Below are 16,236 nucleotides of genomic sequence, written 5' to 3' on the forward strand. Positions count from 1 at the left end.
TCGATTCCTCGGTACGTTTTTTCTACTATATTAGTATACCATAAAAAACGTACTAAGCCTAGGAAATGTAAGGCTTAAATAGCTTTTTTTCACCTAGATCCAGGCCGAAGTATCTAGTTTTTGTACCGCCTTGGGTGGATCCATGCATAAACCTTCTACTAGCCAGCGAAGCTGTTGCGAAGTAATGGTTCGGACTGCTTCTGCACTGGTTGGCCACTGGAAACGGCCTTTTTCCAGGCGCTTGTATAATAGGACGAACCCATCACCTTCCCATAGCAGCGCCTTCATTCGATCGCGCCTACGGCCGCAGAATAAAAATAGGCTGTTTTGGAATGGATTGAGTTCCCAGTGCTGTTTGATGATCATCACCAGCCCGTCAATGGATTTTCGCATATCGGTGTACCCGCAAGCAATATAGATTTGGTTGGCTTGGGTAATGTCACCGAACATGGGAAAGGGCCTGTAGTGTATGGGCAATCAGTTCCGCTGATGCGCCATTACGAAGTTCTATGGTGGCCGAGCCTATGCGAAGAATGAGTGGTGCAGGCGATCCGCTAATGACCGGAACAGCCGCATCTGTTTTAAGCAGCGAACTGGGTAGTGGGATCGGCACAATGCTTGTTTCATGGCTTCCACTCGTCGGCAAAAGTTCACAGGCCGCCATACGCACACATCGCAACCAATAGTAGTATCGTTTGGGATTGATATTATTTTCGGCACACCAGGTAGATACTGTCTGACCGCTGCTGCGGCACTGGCGGACGATTTCGATCCATTGCTTCAGTCGGTGTTGCCGTTTTACTTCTTGGGTATCCAACTCTAAACCTCCTTGAGAGTTTTTCGACTTACTTTAAAAACTCCAATATCACTTTTAGAGTTATTATCCCATAATCAAGTTTGCGTTTCTATCCACTGCCTTTTTAGACGCTTACTCTCTATTTATCTTAAAACTAACAAAAGCCCTGTTTGAAATTAGGGCTTAAAAATTTAAAAGTCGGTAAGATTGAGAAGACCGCTAGAAAATAACAAATTTTCCATGAATGCATTCGACATAAAAACCAGACTATTATTCATCATAGCCGATCGCTAAATGTATATTCGGAGTTTTTTGGTACAAAATAAATAACCTTTTTGTACTATCTATTACAAAGGGACAAGTCCCTGGCCACTATATATCTTCTTTGCCTACGTATTCAACCTATATTAGCAAATGTTTTTTTCTTCAGGTGAGCGAGTCTGATAAGCAGCTTTATAAAAAAATTCATCTGTCTTAATTTTTTTTGCCAAATCCGTGCATGTGTTTTCACTAGACTCAATAGTCCAGGCAGCTACTTTAGTTCCATGTCGTACCGCCTCAGCCAAAGAATTTTGCCGTATCAATCCCATAACCGTTCCTGAGAAAAACGCATCACCAGCACCAGAGGAATCAACTACTTCTACTGGGAATACCGGTTGAAAACCACTTTGTCCATTTCTAGCATCAAAATATATAGATCCTTTACTGCCAAGCGTAATAACCATTGAACCAAGTCCATTACTCATAGTAAATGCGGCAAGTTCCCTTCGCATTTCTTCAACGGGACGTCCTTGCAATGGTACTCCTAGAAGCCGCTCTGCTTCAATATCATTACAGATAAAGCACTCCAGCTCCCTTAGAATTTTGCGATTTGATAAAACCACTTCAAGATTACCAGGTATTCCATAAACCGGGCGTCCATGTTCTTTAGCTAAAAAGACAATTCTTTGAGTTAAATCAATGTTGAGATCTAATTCCAATATAACATGGGTTGAGTGCTGTACTATTTCCAGCCCTTTTTCCCATATAAGTTCTTCCATCGCAGTAAGTTCCGGCATCTGAGAAATTGAACCAACTAAATCACCCTTTTCATTTAGTACAGCCAACCAGAAGCCCATACCACGGTCTACCTCGACCATATATTTGGTATCTATACCAACATTTTGCAATCTACAAATAACTTCCTGACCTATAGCAGAATTATCTACAGTGGCTATAAAGGCAGTTGGCACTTGTAAGTTAGCTAAGTTTTCGGCTACATTTCGCCCTACACCACCATGTACAAATTTTATAGATCCTAAATTTCGGCCTATCGGATTATAATCTTGCCCCGCAAAGCCTTTACAATCCATAAAAACTGTACCCATAACAACTGCAGTGGATATCATCACCGTTCCCCCAATCTATCAACCATCATAAAACTGTTGTCTTATTCTACCACTTATCAAATAATATTTGCTGCCTTAATGCATTCTACTTCTAATCGTATTCCCTCATAAAATGATTTCGGAATAAACCCTAAATCTTCAGTTGCATTCGAATAATTAAAGCACTTATCTTCTGACAACCTTAACAGCCGTTCCGTACTAATAAGCCCATTAGGCAAAATATCTCCTATTTTGCCTGCAACCAAAGCTAATTTATAAGGAATATGAATGAATCGGACCTCTTTATTCATTGCATAGTAAATTGCTTTAATTATTACTTCATACGATAAAGGCTCGCTTCCTGCAACATTATATGTTTTGTGTATAGAAACATCCCTTTGGGAGGCTTGGTAAATAGCTTCCGCTAAATCACCAGCAAAAATCGGTTGCAATAATGATTTACCTTCCCCAATAATTGGAAATACGCGCAATCTAGATGCTATTTTCACTAACTTGCTAATATTCTTATCTTGTTGATTTCCGTAAATCATCGTTGGTCTTATAATAGTATAATCCAGCCCAGACTCAAGTATATTTTTTTCTAACTTCTTATAGAGATTTGCATACTGTTGAAATTTGCTATACATCCCTGTTGTATTAACAAAAATCACTCTTTTTATTCCTATCAAATTACATGCCTGTATAATATTCGGCGAATGCCTAATATTGTAGAGATGAAGTACAACAGATACATCTTTCATAGCAGCAACAATATCTTGTACATTATTCACATCACCGTAACATAAAACTGGTTTCTCTTTCATCCAGGAAACATCACTTGAATTTCGGATTAAACATGATAGTTGTTTAATTTTGCCTGTTTCCAAAAATTTTTGATAAAGAAATCTTCCTGTCAGGCCAGTTATTCCTGTTACTAGAATCATGTTTCCTCCGTATCATTTCTATCTCTTCAAAAATAATTAAACTTTGTTTACTCAACACTTGGCTTTCATCAAACTTCAATTTAGCCCGGTCAATCCCTGCTTTTCCCATAGATAATGCTAGTTCTTCGGCTTCTAAAATTTTAGAAATTGCCTCAGCAATTTCTACAGGATTCCCTACTGAAACTAGATATCCGTTTTTACCGTCAATTACTTCTTCGCGGCATCCTCTAATATTAGTTGCGACAACTGGTTTCCCCATAGCCATAGCCTCAATTATTGAACGTGGCATACCTTCACGATAAGAAGGTAAAACATAGAGGTTCATTATTGCTAAAAGCTCCTTAATATCTGTTCTATGCCCGGTAAAAATCACATTGGATTGTAAATTATTAGATACGACTAGGTTGTTAATTTCGTCCACAACGTTGGCCCTGTCTTTAGCTCGGTTATCTCCGATAATAAGCAACTTAGCATTTGGAAACTTGCGTAGTATTAGAACAAATGCTTCAATTAAGTCCAAAATACCTTTTTCTCTAACAAGTCTCCCAATAAATCCAATAATCTTATTACTTTTGTCTAATGACATTTCTTCCATCATTATTATCTGTCTATCTTGATCTATACTTGAAGGATCAAAATGGCTTATATCAACGCCATTCCCGATATGATATATTCGTGACTTATCAATTATCCCTACATTTATGGCAGTAATCGTGTCTTCAAGGCTCTGACAAAAAATAATATCAGTAAAAAACCTACCCATAAGTTTTTCAATACCTATAACTAATTTACGTTTCCATTCACGCATTCCATCATGAAAGTAAAATCCATGCGCTGTATAAATAATTAATGGTACTCCGGCAAGTTTGGCAGCAATTCTCCCAATAATGCTTGCTATCGGGGTATGAACATGAACAACATCAAATTTTGAATCTCTTATAAACCAAAATAGTTTAAAGATTGCAAATAGATGATTGATCAGTGAAATCTTGCGCGAAATTTCAATAGTTTTTATATCGTAACCCTTGGCTCGCAAACTAGGCACATCTGGACCGTCGGAACATACCACTTTTACATCCATGCCGTCACTAGCCAATTTATTAATTAAGGGTTGAAGTAAGTTAGTAACAGTAAAATCTACTGCACAAATTTGAAGAATCCTTATAGGCTTCATGTTACGTCCTTTCAGCAACTATTCGCATGCCTAACATACCACTCAGTTGCTTCCTCCAGGCCCTGAGCAACGGTATGTGTTGGAACATAACCTAATAGTGATTTAGCTTTCGAGATATCTGCCAATGAGTGTCTAACATCTCCCGCTCTCTGTTCTCGATAGATTGGTAAATTCTCGTTGGCCTGTTTCGACGTACTAGCTTGCACCACATTCTCTCTTATCATTGAAAAAAGTTGATTAAGAGTAGTTCGTTGCCCAACTGCTATATTATAAACTTGGTTAACCGCATTTTGATCTTCCGTTACTCCGGCAAGTATATTCGCTTGGACTACATTGTCAATATAACAAAAATCTCGACTGGTTTCCCCATCTCCGTTAATATAAATTGCTTCACTATTTAACAATCCATTAAACCATTTCGGAATTACCGCGGCGTAAGCACCGTCTGGATCCTGACGGCGCCCAAAGACATTAAAGTAACGAAGACCAATAGAATTCAAGCCATAATGAAGTCCAAATACGCTTGCGTAGAGTTCGTTGACATATTTGGTAACTGCATAGGGAGATAACGGTTTTCCGATAGTGTCCTCCACTTTTGGTAAACCAGGGTGATCTCCATAAGTAGAGCTTGAAGCAGCATAAACAAAACGTTTCACTGAAGCGTCACGAGCAGCAATAATCATATTCAAAAAACCATCTATATTTACTTGATTCGAAGTGATCGGATCATTTAACGACCTAGGAACAGAACCTAAAGCGGCTTGGTGCAATACTATATCAACATTAGTACAGCAGTTTCTACATGTAGTTAAGTCCCTAATATCCCCGTTAATAAATGTAAATCTTTCTGCTTGCTCTGGCAAAACTTGATTTAATACTTCATCCAAATTAGCCTTTTTTCCAGTTGAAAAATTGTCAAGTCCTATAACAATCTGATTTAACTTTAGTAGTTGTTCTAGCAGGTTAGAGCCTATAAATCCTGCAACTCCAGTAATAAGCCAACGCCGCGGCTTGCTTAATAGTTCTTCTTTAGTTAATATATAATGAATCATAAACTCCAATACCTCACACAAGTTCCAAAATCAGAACCCCCGAAAATTGATTTAACGTCAATAATTACGCCACTCTTATTATTTAACATTTCAGCAATCTTTTGTGCTCCAAATTGTATGTACTGATCGTGGGCTACTGCAAGTATCACAGCATCTAATTTTTGCAATTTATCTTCAGCTTCCAGCGAGATTCCATACTCCTGATATGCCTCCTCTTCGTCGGCCACAGGATCAACAACAATAATTTCTGTCCCATATTCACGAAGTTCGCTTATAATATCTGGTACCCTACTATTTCTCAGATCGGGTACATTTTCTTTAAATGTTAATCCTAATATTCCGATTCTTGCACCATATACATTTTTTCCTGATTGTGCCAGCTTCTTGATAGTCTGTTCTGCAATAAATTTCCCCATCCCATCATTAATTCGGCGACCAGCTAGAATTACTTGTGGTTGATAACCTAATTCTTCGGCCTTGTAGGTTAAATAATACGGGTCGACACCTATACAATGGCCTCCAACGAGACCGGGCCTGAAAGGCAAAAAGTTCCATTTCGTATTGGCCGCTTCTAAGACATCTGCAGTTCGAATATCCATCTTGTCAAAAATGATAGCCAATTCGTTCATCAAGGCAATGTTTAAATCACGCTGAGTATTTTCAATCACTTTAGCAGCCTCTGCCACCTTTATACTAGATGCACGGTAAACACCAGCGTCTATAATTTCTCCGTAAGTATTTGCCACAATATCGAGTGTTTTGGAATCCTCACCAGAAACCACCTTTACAATTGTTTCCAGACGATGGTTTTTATCACCCGGGTTTATACGTTCCGGTGAATAACCAAGCTTAAAATCTACTCCTTTTCTTAGACCAGACACTCGAGCTATTGTATCACCACATAGTTTTTCAGTTATTCCAGGATAGACAGTCGATTCAAATACTACAATTGCACCTTGCTGTATTACCTTTCCAACAGTTTCAGATGCCTTAGTAACAGCAGTCAAGTCTGGAGTGTGTGCCTTATCGATTGGGGTAGGCACAGCTACTACAAAAAAGTCCGCTCCCCGTAACTTATCAATGTCTGATGTTATTATTAACCGCGTATTCCTTAAATCATCCTCTGTAACCTCTCCAGTACGATCAATACCCATTGTTAGTTCTTGGATTTTTTTCTCATTTACATCAAACCCTATAACCTCAGGGAATTTTTGTGCAAATGCAATTGCAAGAGGTAACCCAACATATCCCAATCCTACGACCACTATTTTATTAACCATTATTAGCTCTCCTTTTTTAGCAACAATATATTTATATATATTTTTTTAAGGTTCTGGCGCCACGATATATAATTTTAAATAGGCTATTAACTGGTATATCTGTAATCTTCATACGATAGTTTATAGCTTCACTAAAAGAAATATTTGAAAGGCCCATTTTAAGAAAGTCTGATATCTCCGTAATTTGACAAACATCTAAGGTGTTAGGGTGTAAACATATTGTTATAAATCCAAACGGAAATACTCTTGGACGCCAAACTTGTTGAGGCACAAACACTAAGTTTTCAATAGTAGTTGGATAAAGACCAAATCCATCAGTAATAGCTAGAAAACCAAGATCTCTCAAAGCCTTTATTGTTATCTTATCAAATGAATGAGATGGGGCCATCCATACTCTTGTGTTTACTCTTTCACGTTGTAAAATATCAAGACCCAGTTTTAGTTTCGAATATTGCTTTTCATAGGATAAGCCGGCAAATTCAGATTGCGCCTTAATCCCATACTTTCCAAACAGACCACTAGAGTTTGTCTCATATAGATGTTGATATCCATGCTGAGCATATTCAACAAGATTTTCTTTTCCCAATCCACGCATAATATCCCAAAACCCAGGATGCGGCGCCTGAATATCTAATTTATGATCTTTATTATCAGGTACAATACCAAGTAATGGTTTAACTTTGTGTGTTTTAAATAACTCCATGCATGTCCAGAATTTTCCCCAATCCATCCCTGGCGAAATATCATCTAATCTCCAAATATACTTTGCAGACGTATGCCCCTCCCCCTCCCAGATTCTATCTGTTTATTTTTCAAAAGTAATTTTGTCATTGTTTGGAGAAGAATAATCAGCAATAATGTGTTTAACATTATACGCAGCTAATAATTGCTCAATAACACCACGTTGAGGATACAAATGCCCTATTTTCAGATTGTACTTTTCATATAGACATTGTAAGACTCCTCGTATTCCAGACAGCTTACCATAAGATGAATTATGGCAGTCAATATATCTGAATCCATTTTTTTAATTATATATAAGTGCAAACCTCACATCATTAACGCAATGATACCAGCAAATCTATATTGACCGGGGCCCCTACCTAAGTCCAAGTCTCTTTTTCCAGCTATACTTCTTAGCAAACTCTATATAATCAACTAAACTGCTTTTAATAGATTTCTATTTCTAGCTAGCATACTCCTGAACGTACTGGATAGGGATATACGATCCCAACCTCTATTTGTTCTATTACTAGTTATTAAAAATTGATTTATTATAGTATCCCCACCCTCTAACAAAGTGGTTATTACAAACTTAATCAGCGCGTGACCAAGCCTGATACATTAAAACTACCCATAATAGCCTAGACCAATCATCTTTACCAGTCTTATGCTCTTGCCAAACTTTACTTAGAAAATCCACATCAAACAAACCGTCCTCAGCGATTCGCTTGTTATCAAGTAAATACTCAGCCCACTCTCTTAATGGCCCCTTTAACCACATTCCGATTGGAATCCCAAATCCTTTCTTAGGGCGATTAACCAGACGTTCAGGTACATATTTATATAAAACTTGACGTAGTATCCATTTCCCTTGTTCATCCCTGACCTTAAGAGATACAGGCAACTTGCAAGCAAATTCGACCACATTGCGATCTAACAAAGGAATTCTAGACTCTAAACTATTCGCCATACATGCTCTATCTACTTTGACTAATATATCATCTGGAAGGTAAGTATTTAAATCAAAATACATCATTTTAGTTAGAAAGCTATCTTCTTTTATCCATGTAGTCGGATTACTAAATACTGTTTCCGGTTCCTGAACCTTATTTACAAACATCATATTAGGCCTTTTTATATGAGATATAAGTCCTCTATATAAAGCTTCAGGATTTTCAGATGCAAGCAGTTCTGCTATTGTGCCTATCCTACTTGGAGATATTTTTCTCAAAGCATTGCTAATAGGAACACATGATGATGGATATACTAAGCCGCTTCCTGCTAATAAGGCGCTACGAAACACTTTTCTGACGTTACATGGAATCCACCCAACTTTTCCCCAAATCTTTTGAGCTGTCATATATCTTGAGTAGCCGCCAAACAACTCGTCCCCTCCGTCTCCGGATAGGCACACCGTCACATGCTTACGTGCTAACTGCGCTACAAGAAAAGTGGGTAATTGAGATGGATCAGAAAAAGGTTCATCATAGATTCTAGGAATGCGTGGAATTACATCAATTATATCTTCATGAGTAATGTATAATTCAGTGTGGTCAGTGCTTAAATAGTTAGCAATCTCTTTTGCATGATTAGCTTCATTATAAGAATCTTCATGAAAACCAATACTAAATGTTTTAACTGGACGACTGCTGACAGCTTGCATTATCGCCACAATTGTTGTTGAATCAATGCCCCCTGACAAAAAGGCCCCAACAGGTACATCAGCTACCATCTGACCTTGAACAGCCTTAGTGAGTAAATTTTCTAGCTCATCTATTAATTCATTCTCAGTGAAATTCTTCCACTTATTCATGTCAGAATCAATAATGCTTTTTGTACTCCAATATACTTGTGGTGAATTAAAATAAGCTTGACTCTCTGGCTTAAAACTTAAAATTGAGCCTGGATTAAGCTTATATACACCTGTATAAATTGAATAAGGCGACGGAATGTAATTATGTCGAAAGTATAGCGCGAGTACATCTTTGTCTATCTCTGGTTTAAAGTGCGGATGACATTTCAATGATTTTAATTCAGAAGCAAACATTACGGTTTGACCCATAATACAATAATATAAAGGCTTCTCACCTAATCGGTCTCTACCTAAATATAGAATTCTCTCTGCTCTATCCCACAAAGCAAAGGCAAACATCCCCGTGAAACTTTTTATTGCTTTTTCTATTCCCCATTGCTCGATCGAACTTAGCATTATCTCGGTATCCGAATTCCCGTTAAATTGATGTCCGAGAACTTCGAGTTCTTTACGCAAGTCTTGATAATTATAAATCTCCCCATTAAACACTATTATATATCGACCTGATGATGACTTCATAGGCTGATTACCCTCAGGCGATAAATCTATAATAGACAGCCGCCTATGCCCCAACGCTAATCCGATTTCTCTGTCAATCCAGTATCCAGAAGTGTCAGGCCCACGATGTAATAGCTTATCATTCATACTTTGGATTATTGAACTTAGGTCGTTGTTATCTATCCGATGGCCACAATCAATAAATCCTGCTATTCCGCACATGGCTGGCCACCTCCTTATAAATTTCTTCGTATTCAGCAATGGTTTTAGTTAGGCTAAACAGTTCCTTAATCCGTTTCCTCGCTAATAACCCCTTTTCCTTCCTTTGTTCACTACTCATAAGTATTAGCTGTTCAAGTCCTTCTGCAAGCGCAATAGGGCTTTTAGGTGGTACGATTAAACCGGTATCTCCAACAATGAGGGCAGCGTCCCCTACATCTGTTACAACACAAGGCAATCCGCACGACATCGCTTCTCCAACTACATTAGGAAAGCCTTCACCACATGAAGAAAGTACAAATATATCAAAAGCCGGTAGTATTTTTTCTACTTCCTTCTGTCTTCCTAAAAGAATAACATTTCGATGTAGGTTTAGATCTTTTATCCGTGAATTCAACTCTTGATTGTTTGAATCAACCCCATCACCACAAAGTACCAGTCGAAAACATCTACCACGATTTAGTACAATTTCTGATGCTAACAGAAGATTTTCATAATCTTTTAAGGGATGATAACGGGCAACCATTCCAATAACGATTTCATCATCCCCTATCCCGAAGTTTCTCCGAACATTTACTCGAGATTGTATATCAATATCAAATAACAAAGTATCAAATCCATTTGGGATTACAACAATCCTACTATCTTTGTATCCAAATTCTATATGAGATTTCATTGAAGATGTCGAACAACAAATTATTTTTGCGGGTATTTGGTTTGACAAATACGCACAAAACTTTGCAACCCTAAGTGTATTAGGTTTCTCATAGGGTGGCTTCTTAAGGCTGCTGTGACGTATCCCCCAAATTACGGGGATTCTGCCTGCCAGCTTGGCAGCTAATCCTCCGATTAGATCCGAATGATACATCCATGTTTGGACTAAATCTGGTTTGTCTCTATATAAGCAACGAATTAATTTGAGTATTGGTAAAAATGAAAGCTTCCCTTGTTTCATATTAAGGCTTCTAACCGGAACACCAAGTTCTTTAATTCGCTCTCCTATGGGGCCAGAAGTTGTTAGTGAAATTACTTCGGCATTTTCCCGAAGTTCTTTCGAATAGGCTAGTAGCTTATATAACATCATCTCCGCACCACCAACCGATAATCCTGTTATGATGTGTTTTATCTTTAGTTGCCTATTCATTTCCATCAATCTTCTTTCTAGTTGCTTGTGGCATTAACAGTTCTCTTATTACTTTTGATGTTGTCGATACCAGCTTTTCTGTACTAAAGTTGTCCACAACCACTTTTCTAGTTAGTTCTAATGCTGAAAACTTTTCTCTCTCAGCCAATACTTGTCCGATTGCATTTGCAAAAGCTTGCGCATCTCCTTGCTGAACTACTATCCCAGCTTTTCCTACAATCAAGGGCGCATCTCCCGCACTGGTTACAACTACAGGCAAGCCACATGCCATAGCCTCAGCTATAACATTTGGAAACCCTTCCGCATATGATGCTAAACATAGTAGGTCTAACGCATTGTAAACATCGGGCATGTCACTACGTGCACCTACCCATAAAACTTTATCCTTTAACCCTAATTCAACCGAAAGGTCTTCAAGTGCCTTTCGATATTCTGATGGTCCATCGCCAATACACAAAAATCTTAGATTCTTTCGATTATGAGATATGATCTTTGCTGCCTTAAGAAACATTTTATGATTTTTAATCGGATCCAACCTTGCAACAACACCAACTACTTTGACATCATCATTAATTCCCAATTCGTTTCGCAGTCGCTTTTTTGCCAACACATTCGGGCAAAACTTATCTACATCAATACCGTTTGGAATTACTACAAACTTATCAGATACAAAGCCCTTTTGTATTGCATAATCACGACCGGCAAAAGAGTTAGAAATGATTAAGTCCGCCATAGCTGATAGCTTTTTCTCAAGATAATATAAAATTTTATCTAGCCAATTTGGGGCAAAAGCTGCCGAACACCTAACTCCCCATACTACATTTATATCTTTATAAATAACCTTTACTAATGCAGATAAAATATTAGATATACCTAAATAACTATGTAATATATCTGGCTTTTCATTATGGATAATTTTTAATAATCGAATTAACGGCGCAAATATATCCCATCTTCCCTTTTTGTGGAGTGACAGTATTCGCACTCCGCTCTCCTCCAGTTGTTGACCGAGTATATTGTCAGGATAGAAAGTGAGAACTAGGACTTCGAATCCAGACAACTGTAACCGTGTGGCAAGCTCTGTCAATTGTCTTTCAGAACCGCCGATCTCAAGAGACCTTATTAAAAAAATTATTTTATACATTAGTTCACCCTAGCTCTGTTCGAGATGTATAATTTCTAGTTATCCTAACTAATAAGTACCATAAGAAGTCAAATTGCATCCAAGCAATAATAAACACAACTTGTACTCTATGGCGAGGACCCTGAAGTTCTGGAAAGATGCCATAAAAACCTATAACTATTAATAAATATAATAATAGTATGCGTGCTTTTGTATTAAACTGCCAAGTGCGAACCGCCATTGCCAAAGATGGTAGAAAAAAAATCCAGTGAGCAATAGAAGGAATAAACAAAAAGGAATAACTTGATTCGACACTCCAAGTCTGTGGCGTCAAAAGAAACCTTAAACTCCCTATTATTAATTGTTCTGGTTTTTAATAATCAGTTGAATATCTAGTGTCCCAAGGTATAAGGAATAGAAGAAGTTCTATTACTGTTATGAGCACCGGTCCTGAAACATTACTTTGTTTATTACAAGCAAAATCCACAACATTGCAGCTAACAATATAAAGCAGACCAATAAAAACGAATTCATTTTAAGATAAAAGCTCAAACAACTTAGAGCTATAATAAGGATACCTTTAAAACTGGCAAAAAGAGGACCACACCACAATGAACCAATGCATTAAAAAGAAGATACTAAAATACTACAATATTGCACTGAGTAATTTAATTCTTTTAACAAATAAGAACGTACAATAGGTTGCCGGAAAAATAATGGGCACAAACTAAAATTATCATTAATTAATCCTTCAGACATCAAAAACCTCATTACTTCCTATCCAAGAACGAATTTTTAAACGAATGCGTTTATAATAAAAATATATGTTGTATAAATATGAATCCCACCACTGATATTGTCTAGAGCCATATAACTTGCAAATATTATCAATGCATGTTATCGCATCCTTATACTCCTTTAAATGGAATCTAAACTGCCTTATATCTCTGGGTTTCCAGTTATTATGATGATAACACACCGTCCATGTACCGAAATGCATCGGAATGAAGTCCCATAATTGTTGCGGAATCCAAAACATATTATATTTGAAATATGGAAAAAGAGCAAAACCATCACTAATATTTTGAATTCCGGCTTTACTTAGAACTTTAATTGTATTTCTATCAAATGAATGTGCAGGTGCAATCCAAAGATTGCAATTGACTCCTTCATTCTCAAATACTTCTAGTGCCTTTTTAATCTTATATTCTTGTATCTGGTAAGACAGCCCAGCAAACTCACTTCTTTTGTTTATCCCCATCAATCCCGCATTTGTAGTTGAATATAGATGTTGATATCCGTGTAGGGCAATCCCCCAGCCACTATCTTGCCAACTTCTAACCCTGTTCCAAAATTCTTTATATGGCTTCGTAAATATGAGTTTATTATCTTTATTATCGGGAATTACCGCTAAAATTGGGCGTATTTTTTCCGCATATAAAATCTCTTCTATCTCATCCCACACAGTCCAATTCATCGTGGGGCAAATATCATCAAATCGTATAAGGTAGTTAGCTTTCATTTTATTCTCACAGTCGTTATCACAGAGTCCCACATATCCATCACCTTTTCTATACTATACCGCTGTCTAACCTCCAGCGCTCTCGTTCCAATACTCCGTCTTAATTCTTCACTATTTATTAGTTTTTCTAATGCGCTTGCTAAGCTATCAATATCTGCCTTGGGTACGAGTATACCGTCATAACCATTTCTAATTATTGTATTGGGACCACTAGGACAATCAAAACTTACGGAAGGTAATCCGCATGCCATTGCTTCGAGTAAAGCGTTTGGAAATCCCTCATAAATTGATGATAGCACAAATATATCTGATGAGAATAATATTGATGCAGGCCTTTTCACTTTGCCCATCAAAACAACCCGATCTGATAATGCAAGTTCTGCAATTAAGCTTTGTAGTTCTTCACGCTTTTCGCCCTCACCCATAATAGTCAAATTCCAGTCTAAAAATTTACAAGATAGTTTCTTAAAAGCCATTATCAAGTATTTAAAACCTTTTGATTCAATCAGGCGTCCCATTGCACAGATATATCTATTTTCGTGCAGCTTTCTTACCTGATTACACTGGGGAAGCATGTAAAAAGAACTATTTATTGGATTAGGTATTGTTTGTACAAAGCACCGAATACCAATATTATTTCTAACCCATTCACAAACACTTTCAGTTTGTACTACTATAGCATTTGCATGTCGATAAGTTAGTTTTCTTAGAAGGTGCCAGACCGCACCTATATTTCTTTGTGATGGGTCAGTTCTTTCAGATATAATTACTGGTATTCCAAGACCTGCAGTTGCGATCAATACCAAAATATTAGTTCGATCCATAAAACTAATTACAACATCCGGTTTAAGTTCCTTCAACTGTCGTCGTATCACCTTTAGCCTAATAAAATTGTTATTTAATGACCCAATAATTGTTTCGGATATTTTTATTACATTTAAGGAAATTCTTTTTACCTCAGGACGAGTTGGATAGAAATCTTCACCAGAATCCAAAGTAATAAGAGTTATGTTCGTTCCTCTCTCCGCCCAAAAATTTGCCATAAGACTCATTACACGTTCGGCTCCGCCACAAGATAAGGACGATATTATTAAGGCAATATGCATTGTATCACCTATCCGTATGCTTTATTACATTACGCAGAAATAGATACAATTTCCCCTTCATCGAAAGACCGATGTCACAATTATAGTTTTGAACTAGTTTCCCGCCAAATTCTTCTTTAAAGCGGTTTATTTGCAGTTTCGCCGTATCTTCTTCTCCATGATACCAACCACCAAAATCATATAATGAATAGTTCATCTCCTTAAGTGTTAGAATGTCTTGCCAATGGTGAAACCTGTTTGCCCTTCCGACAAGCTGTCTCTCCCTGGCATCATTAAAATTTCTAAATAAAGAAGCAGAGTGTAACAATCTGGCTCGTTTTTTATCTGCGTAATAAGTATGCCACACTAGGTTTCTATCATCACAATCGCTAACTCGTGAAATGTTAAGAAATCCTTCCTTCGCATATTTTCTAGCCCACTCACGATTAATTGAAATTAGACCTTTTTGTTTAGAGAAATCATCATAGAAGTCGAAAAATTCGTCCATTACCATTAAGACATCACTACCACACCAAAATGCATACCGAAGATTATCGCTTGTTTGGGCCCTTTTTATTTCGTATCTGGTACCCTTCTTTATTTCCGAAAAAAGGTTCTCTAGTTGATCGTTTAAATTAATAATAAGTGTATAGAATGGATACCAATAACTTTTATTAATTGGACAATTGCTTTGAAAAAGCCTAATAAAGTCTAGCGTTTCACCCACATTTTCCATCCCGAACCACATCTCCTGATAGTTGACAAAACGCGTTTTAAAATCCAACACAATAGTCCTCCAGATTTAACGGTCCTTTTTATGATTTGCGCGCTAAAAAAAATAGCGTTTCCCCTGAACCGTGTATTCCTATCTTAAATAATAGAACTTTACAAAAATCTAAAATTTTACCTTTCCAGTTTAAGGAATTCCATGCAACGAAATAGCACTCTGTTATTTCACTTACTGTGAATAATTTGGACAGAAGATCAGACAAATTAGAAGAAGAAAAACTTTGGACATGCCCCCACCTATGAGAAATGTGTCCACATTCTGGGCATACTGAAACTAGTTCTTCTAATTTTTCGCGGGAGGGAACCGTGCCAATTAGAAAACCTCCTGGAACTAATACTCGATGAATATCCTCTATAGCTTCTTTTAATTGATTATCGGAAAGATGCTCTAATACCTCAGAAACTACTACATAATCAAAGCTATTTTCAGTAAATGGGATATTCTCAATATATCCTACCTTAGCTCTTTCAGCCAGGAAAAGACGGTTTCTAAGATTAGAAATTGTAGCTTCATCCGGATCGAGAGCATAAACCTCTAATCCGCGCTCTAATGCTAATTTCTCAAATACTCCGCCACCTACGCCGATATTAAGCACATTACTCCCCTTAGGAATTCTTTTCGCAATGTACCTAAGACGTGCTATACTCCCTGAAAAGCTCTCTGGCTTTTCGTTCTGATAATAATTCCAAAGTATATCCTGACGCAT

The 16,236-nt window shown here is 37.3% G+C and carries 15 protein-coding genes; all 15 read right to left on the reverse strand.

What is annotated here, in order from left to right:
- Positions 1 to 93: 93 nt before the first annotated feature.
- The 15 genes from tnpB to SRRS_RS20100 all read right to left on the reverse strand — a co-directional run bounded on the left by tnpB (position 94) and on the right by SRRS_RS20100 (position 16,236).
- Positions 94 to 450, reverse strand: a complete 357-nt coding sequence (gene tnpB / locus SRRS_RS20030; protein ID WP_371363028.1) for an IS66 family insertion sequence element accessory protein TnpB — start codon at positions 448 to 450, stop codon at positions 94 to 96.
- The gene (locus SRRS_RS20035) at positions 440 to 817 is read right to left on the reverse strand and encodes an IS66 family insertion sequence element accessory protein TnpB (RefSeq protein ID WP_371363029.1); all 378 of its coding nucleotides are present in this window, start codon (positions 815 to 817) and stop codon (positions 440 to 442) included. Before SRRS_RS20035 ends, tnpB begins: the two co-directional genes overlap by 11 nt.
- Positions 818 to 1,203: 386 nt before the next feature.
- Positions 1,204 to 2,184, reverse strand: coding sequence for a carbohydrate kinase family protein (locus tag SRRS_RS20040; protein ID WP_371363030.1), 981 nt, complete (start codon positions 2,182 to 2,184; stop codon positions 1,204 to 1,206).
- Between the two features lie 56 nt (positions 2,185 to 2,240).
- Positions 2,241 to 3,107, reverse strand: a complete 867-nt coding sequence (locus SRRS_RS20045; RefSeq protein WP_371363031.1) for an NAD-dependent epimerase/dehydratase family protein — start codon at positions 3,105 to 3,107, stop codon at positions 2,241 to 2,243.
- Entirely contained in the window at positions 3,031 to 4,281 is a 1,251-nt protein-coding gene (locus tag SRRS_RS20050) for a glycosyltransferase family 4 protein (RefSeq protein ID WP_371363032.1), read from the reverse strand. The genes SRRS_RS20045 and SRRS_RS20050 overlap by 77 nt, the downstream gene beginning before the upstream one ends.
- Positions 4,282 to 4,292: 11 nt before the next feature.
- Entirely contained in the window at positions 4,293 to 5,333 is a 1,041-nt protein-coding gene (locus SRRS_RS20055) for an NAD-dependent epimerase/dehydratase family protein (RefSeq protein WP_371363033.1), read from the reverse strand.
- Positions 5,330 to 6,613 carry a nucleotide sugar dehydrogenase gene (locus tag SRRS_RS20060; protein WP_371363035.1) on the reverse strand — a complete coding sequence of 428 codons (1,284 nt, stop codon included), beginning with the start codon at positions 6,611 to 6,613 and terminating at the stop codon, positions 5,330 to 5,332. The genes SRRS_RS20055 and SRRS_RS20060 overlap by 4 nt, the downstream gene beginning before the upstream one ends.
- Before the next feature lie 31 nt (positions 6,614 to 6,644).
- Positions 6,645 to 7,409: a DUF2334 domain-containing protein gene (locus SRRS_RS20065; RefSeq protein ID WP_371369895.1), complete on the reverse strand. Its 765-nt coding sequence runs from the start codon at positions 7,407 to 7,409 to the stop codon at positions 6,645 to 6,647.
- Between the two features lie 519 nt (positions 7,410 to 7,928).
- Positions 7,929 to 9,869, reverse strand: coding sequence for an asparagine synthase (glutamine-hydrolyzing) (gene asnB / locus SRRS_RS20070; protein WP_371363036.1), 1,941 nt, complete (start codon positions 9,867 to 9,869; stop codon positions 7,929 to 7,931).
- Positions 9,844 to 11,010 (reverse strand): glycosyltransferase family 4 protein, encoded by a 1,167-nt coding sequence (locus tag SRRS_RS20075; RefSeq protein WP_371363038.1) that lies wholly within the window; start codon positions 11,008 to 11,010, stop codon positions 9,844 to 9,846. Before SRRS_RS20075 ends, asnB begins: the two co-directional genes overlap by 26 nt.
- On the reverse strand, positions 11,003 to 12,154 hold the full coding sequence (locus tag SRRS_RS20080) for a glycosyltransferase (protein WP_371363039.1): 1,152 nt from the start codon (positions 12,152 to 12,154) through the stop codon (positions 11,003 to 11,005). Before SRRS_RS20080 ends, SRRS_RS20075 begins: the two co-directional genes overlap by 8 nt.
- Before the next feature lie 730 nt (positions 12,155 to 12,884).
- Positions 12,885 to 13,655, reverse strand: coding sequence for a DUF2334 domain-containing protein (locus SRRS_RS20085; protein WP_371363041.1), 771 nt, complete (start codon positions 13,653 to 13,655; stop codon positions 12,885 to 12,887).
- Positions 13,652 to 14,761, reverse strand: a complete 1,110-nt coding sequence (locus tag SRRS_RS20090) for a glycosyltransferase family 4 protein (RefSeq protein ID WP_371363042.1) — start codon at positions 14,759 to 14,761, stop codon at positions 13,652 to 13,654. Before SRRS_RS20090 ends, SRRS_RS20085 begins: the two co-directional genes overlap by 4 nt.
- 4 nt (positions 14,762 to 14,765) lie before the next feature.
- Positions 14,766 to 15,527: a hypothetical protein gene (locus SRRS_RS20095; RefSeq protein WP_371363043.1), complete on the reverse strand. Its 762-nt coding sequence runs from the start codon at positions 15,525 to 15,527 to the stop codon at positions 14,766 to 14,768.
- 28 nt (positions 15,528 to 15,555) lie between these two features.
- The gene (locus tag SRRS_RS20100; protein ID WP_371363045.1) at positions 15,556 to 16,236 is read right to left on the reverse strand and encodes a class I SAM-dependent methyltransferase; all 681 of its coding nucleotides are present in this window, start codon (positions 16,234 to 16,236) and stop codon (positions 15,556 to 15,558) included.

The organism is Sporomusa rhizae (genome assembly GCF_041428845.1).
In the GTDB taxonomy this organism is placed as follows: domain Bacteria; phylum Bacillota; class Negativicutes; order Sporomusales; family Sporomusaceae; genus Sporomusa; species Sporomusa rhizae.

Bases quoted from the DNA above. Each gene is read 5' to 3' on its own strand.
- SRRS_RS20060 (WP_371363035.1), bottom strand. From the start codon at position 6,613: ATGGTTAATAAAATAGTGGTCGTAGGATTGGGATATGTTGGGTTACCT.
- SRRS_RS20050 (WP_371363032.1), bottom strand. From the start codon at position 4,281: ATGAAGCCTATAAGGATTCTTCAAATTTGTGCAGTAGATTTTACTGTT.
- asnB (WP_371363036.1), bottom strand. From the start codon at position 9,869: ATGTGCGGAATAGCAGGATTTATTGATTGTGGCCATCGGATAGATAAC.
- SRRS_RS20100 (WP_371363045.1), bottom strand. From the start codon at position 16,236: ATGCGTCAGGATATACTTTGGAATTATTATCAGAACGAAAAGCCAGAG.
- SRRS_RS20055 (WP_371363033.1), bottom strand. From the start codon at position 5,333: ATGATTCATTATATATTAACTAAAGAAGAACTATTAAGCAAGCCGCGG.
- SRRS_RS20040 (WP_371363030.1), bottom strand. From the start codon at position 2,184: ATGATATCCACTGCAGTTGTTATGGGTACAGTTTTTATGGATTGTAAA.
- SRRS_RS20080 (WP_371363039.1), bottom strand. From the start codon at position 12,154: ATGTATAAAATAATTTTTTTAATAAGGTCTCTTGAGATCGGCGGTTCT.
- SRRS_RS20045 (WP_371363031.1), bottom strand. From the start codon at position 3,107: ATGATTCTAGTAACAGGAATAACTGGCCTGACAGGAAGATTTCTTTAT.
- SRRS_RS20075 (WP_371363038.1), bottom strand. From the start codon at position 11,010: ATGAATAGGCAACTAAAGATAAAACACATCATAACAGGATTATCGGTT.
- tnpB (WP_371363028.1), bottom strand. From the start codon at position 450: ATGTTCGGTGACATTACCCAAGCCAACCAAATCTATATTGCTTGCGGG.
- SRRS_RS20090 (WP_371363042.1), bottom strand. From the start codon at position 14,761: ATGCATATTGCCTTAATAATATCGTCCTTATCTTGTGGCGGAGCCGAA.
- SRRS_RS20085 (WP_371363041.1), bottom strand. From the start codon at position 13,655: ATGAAAGCTAACTACCTTATACGATTTGATGATATTTGCCCCACGATG.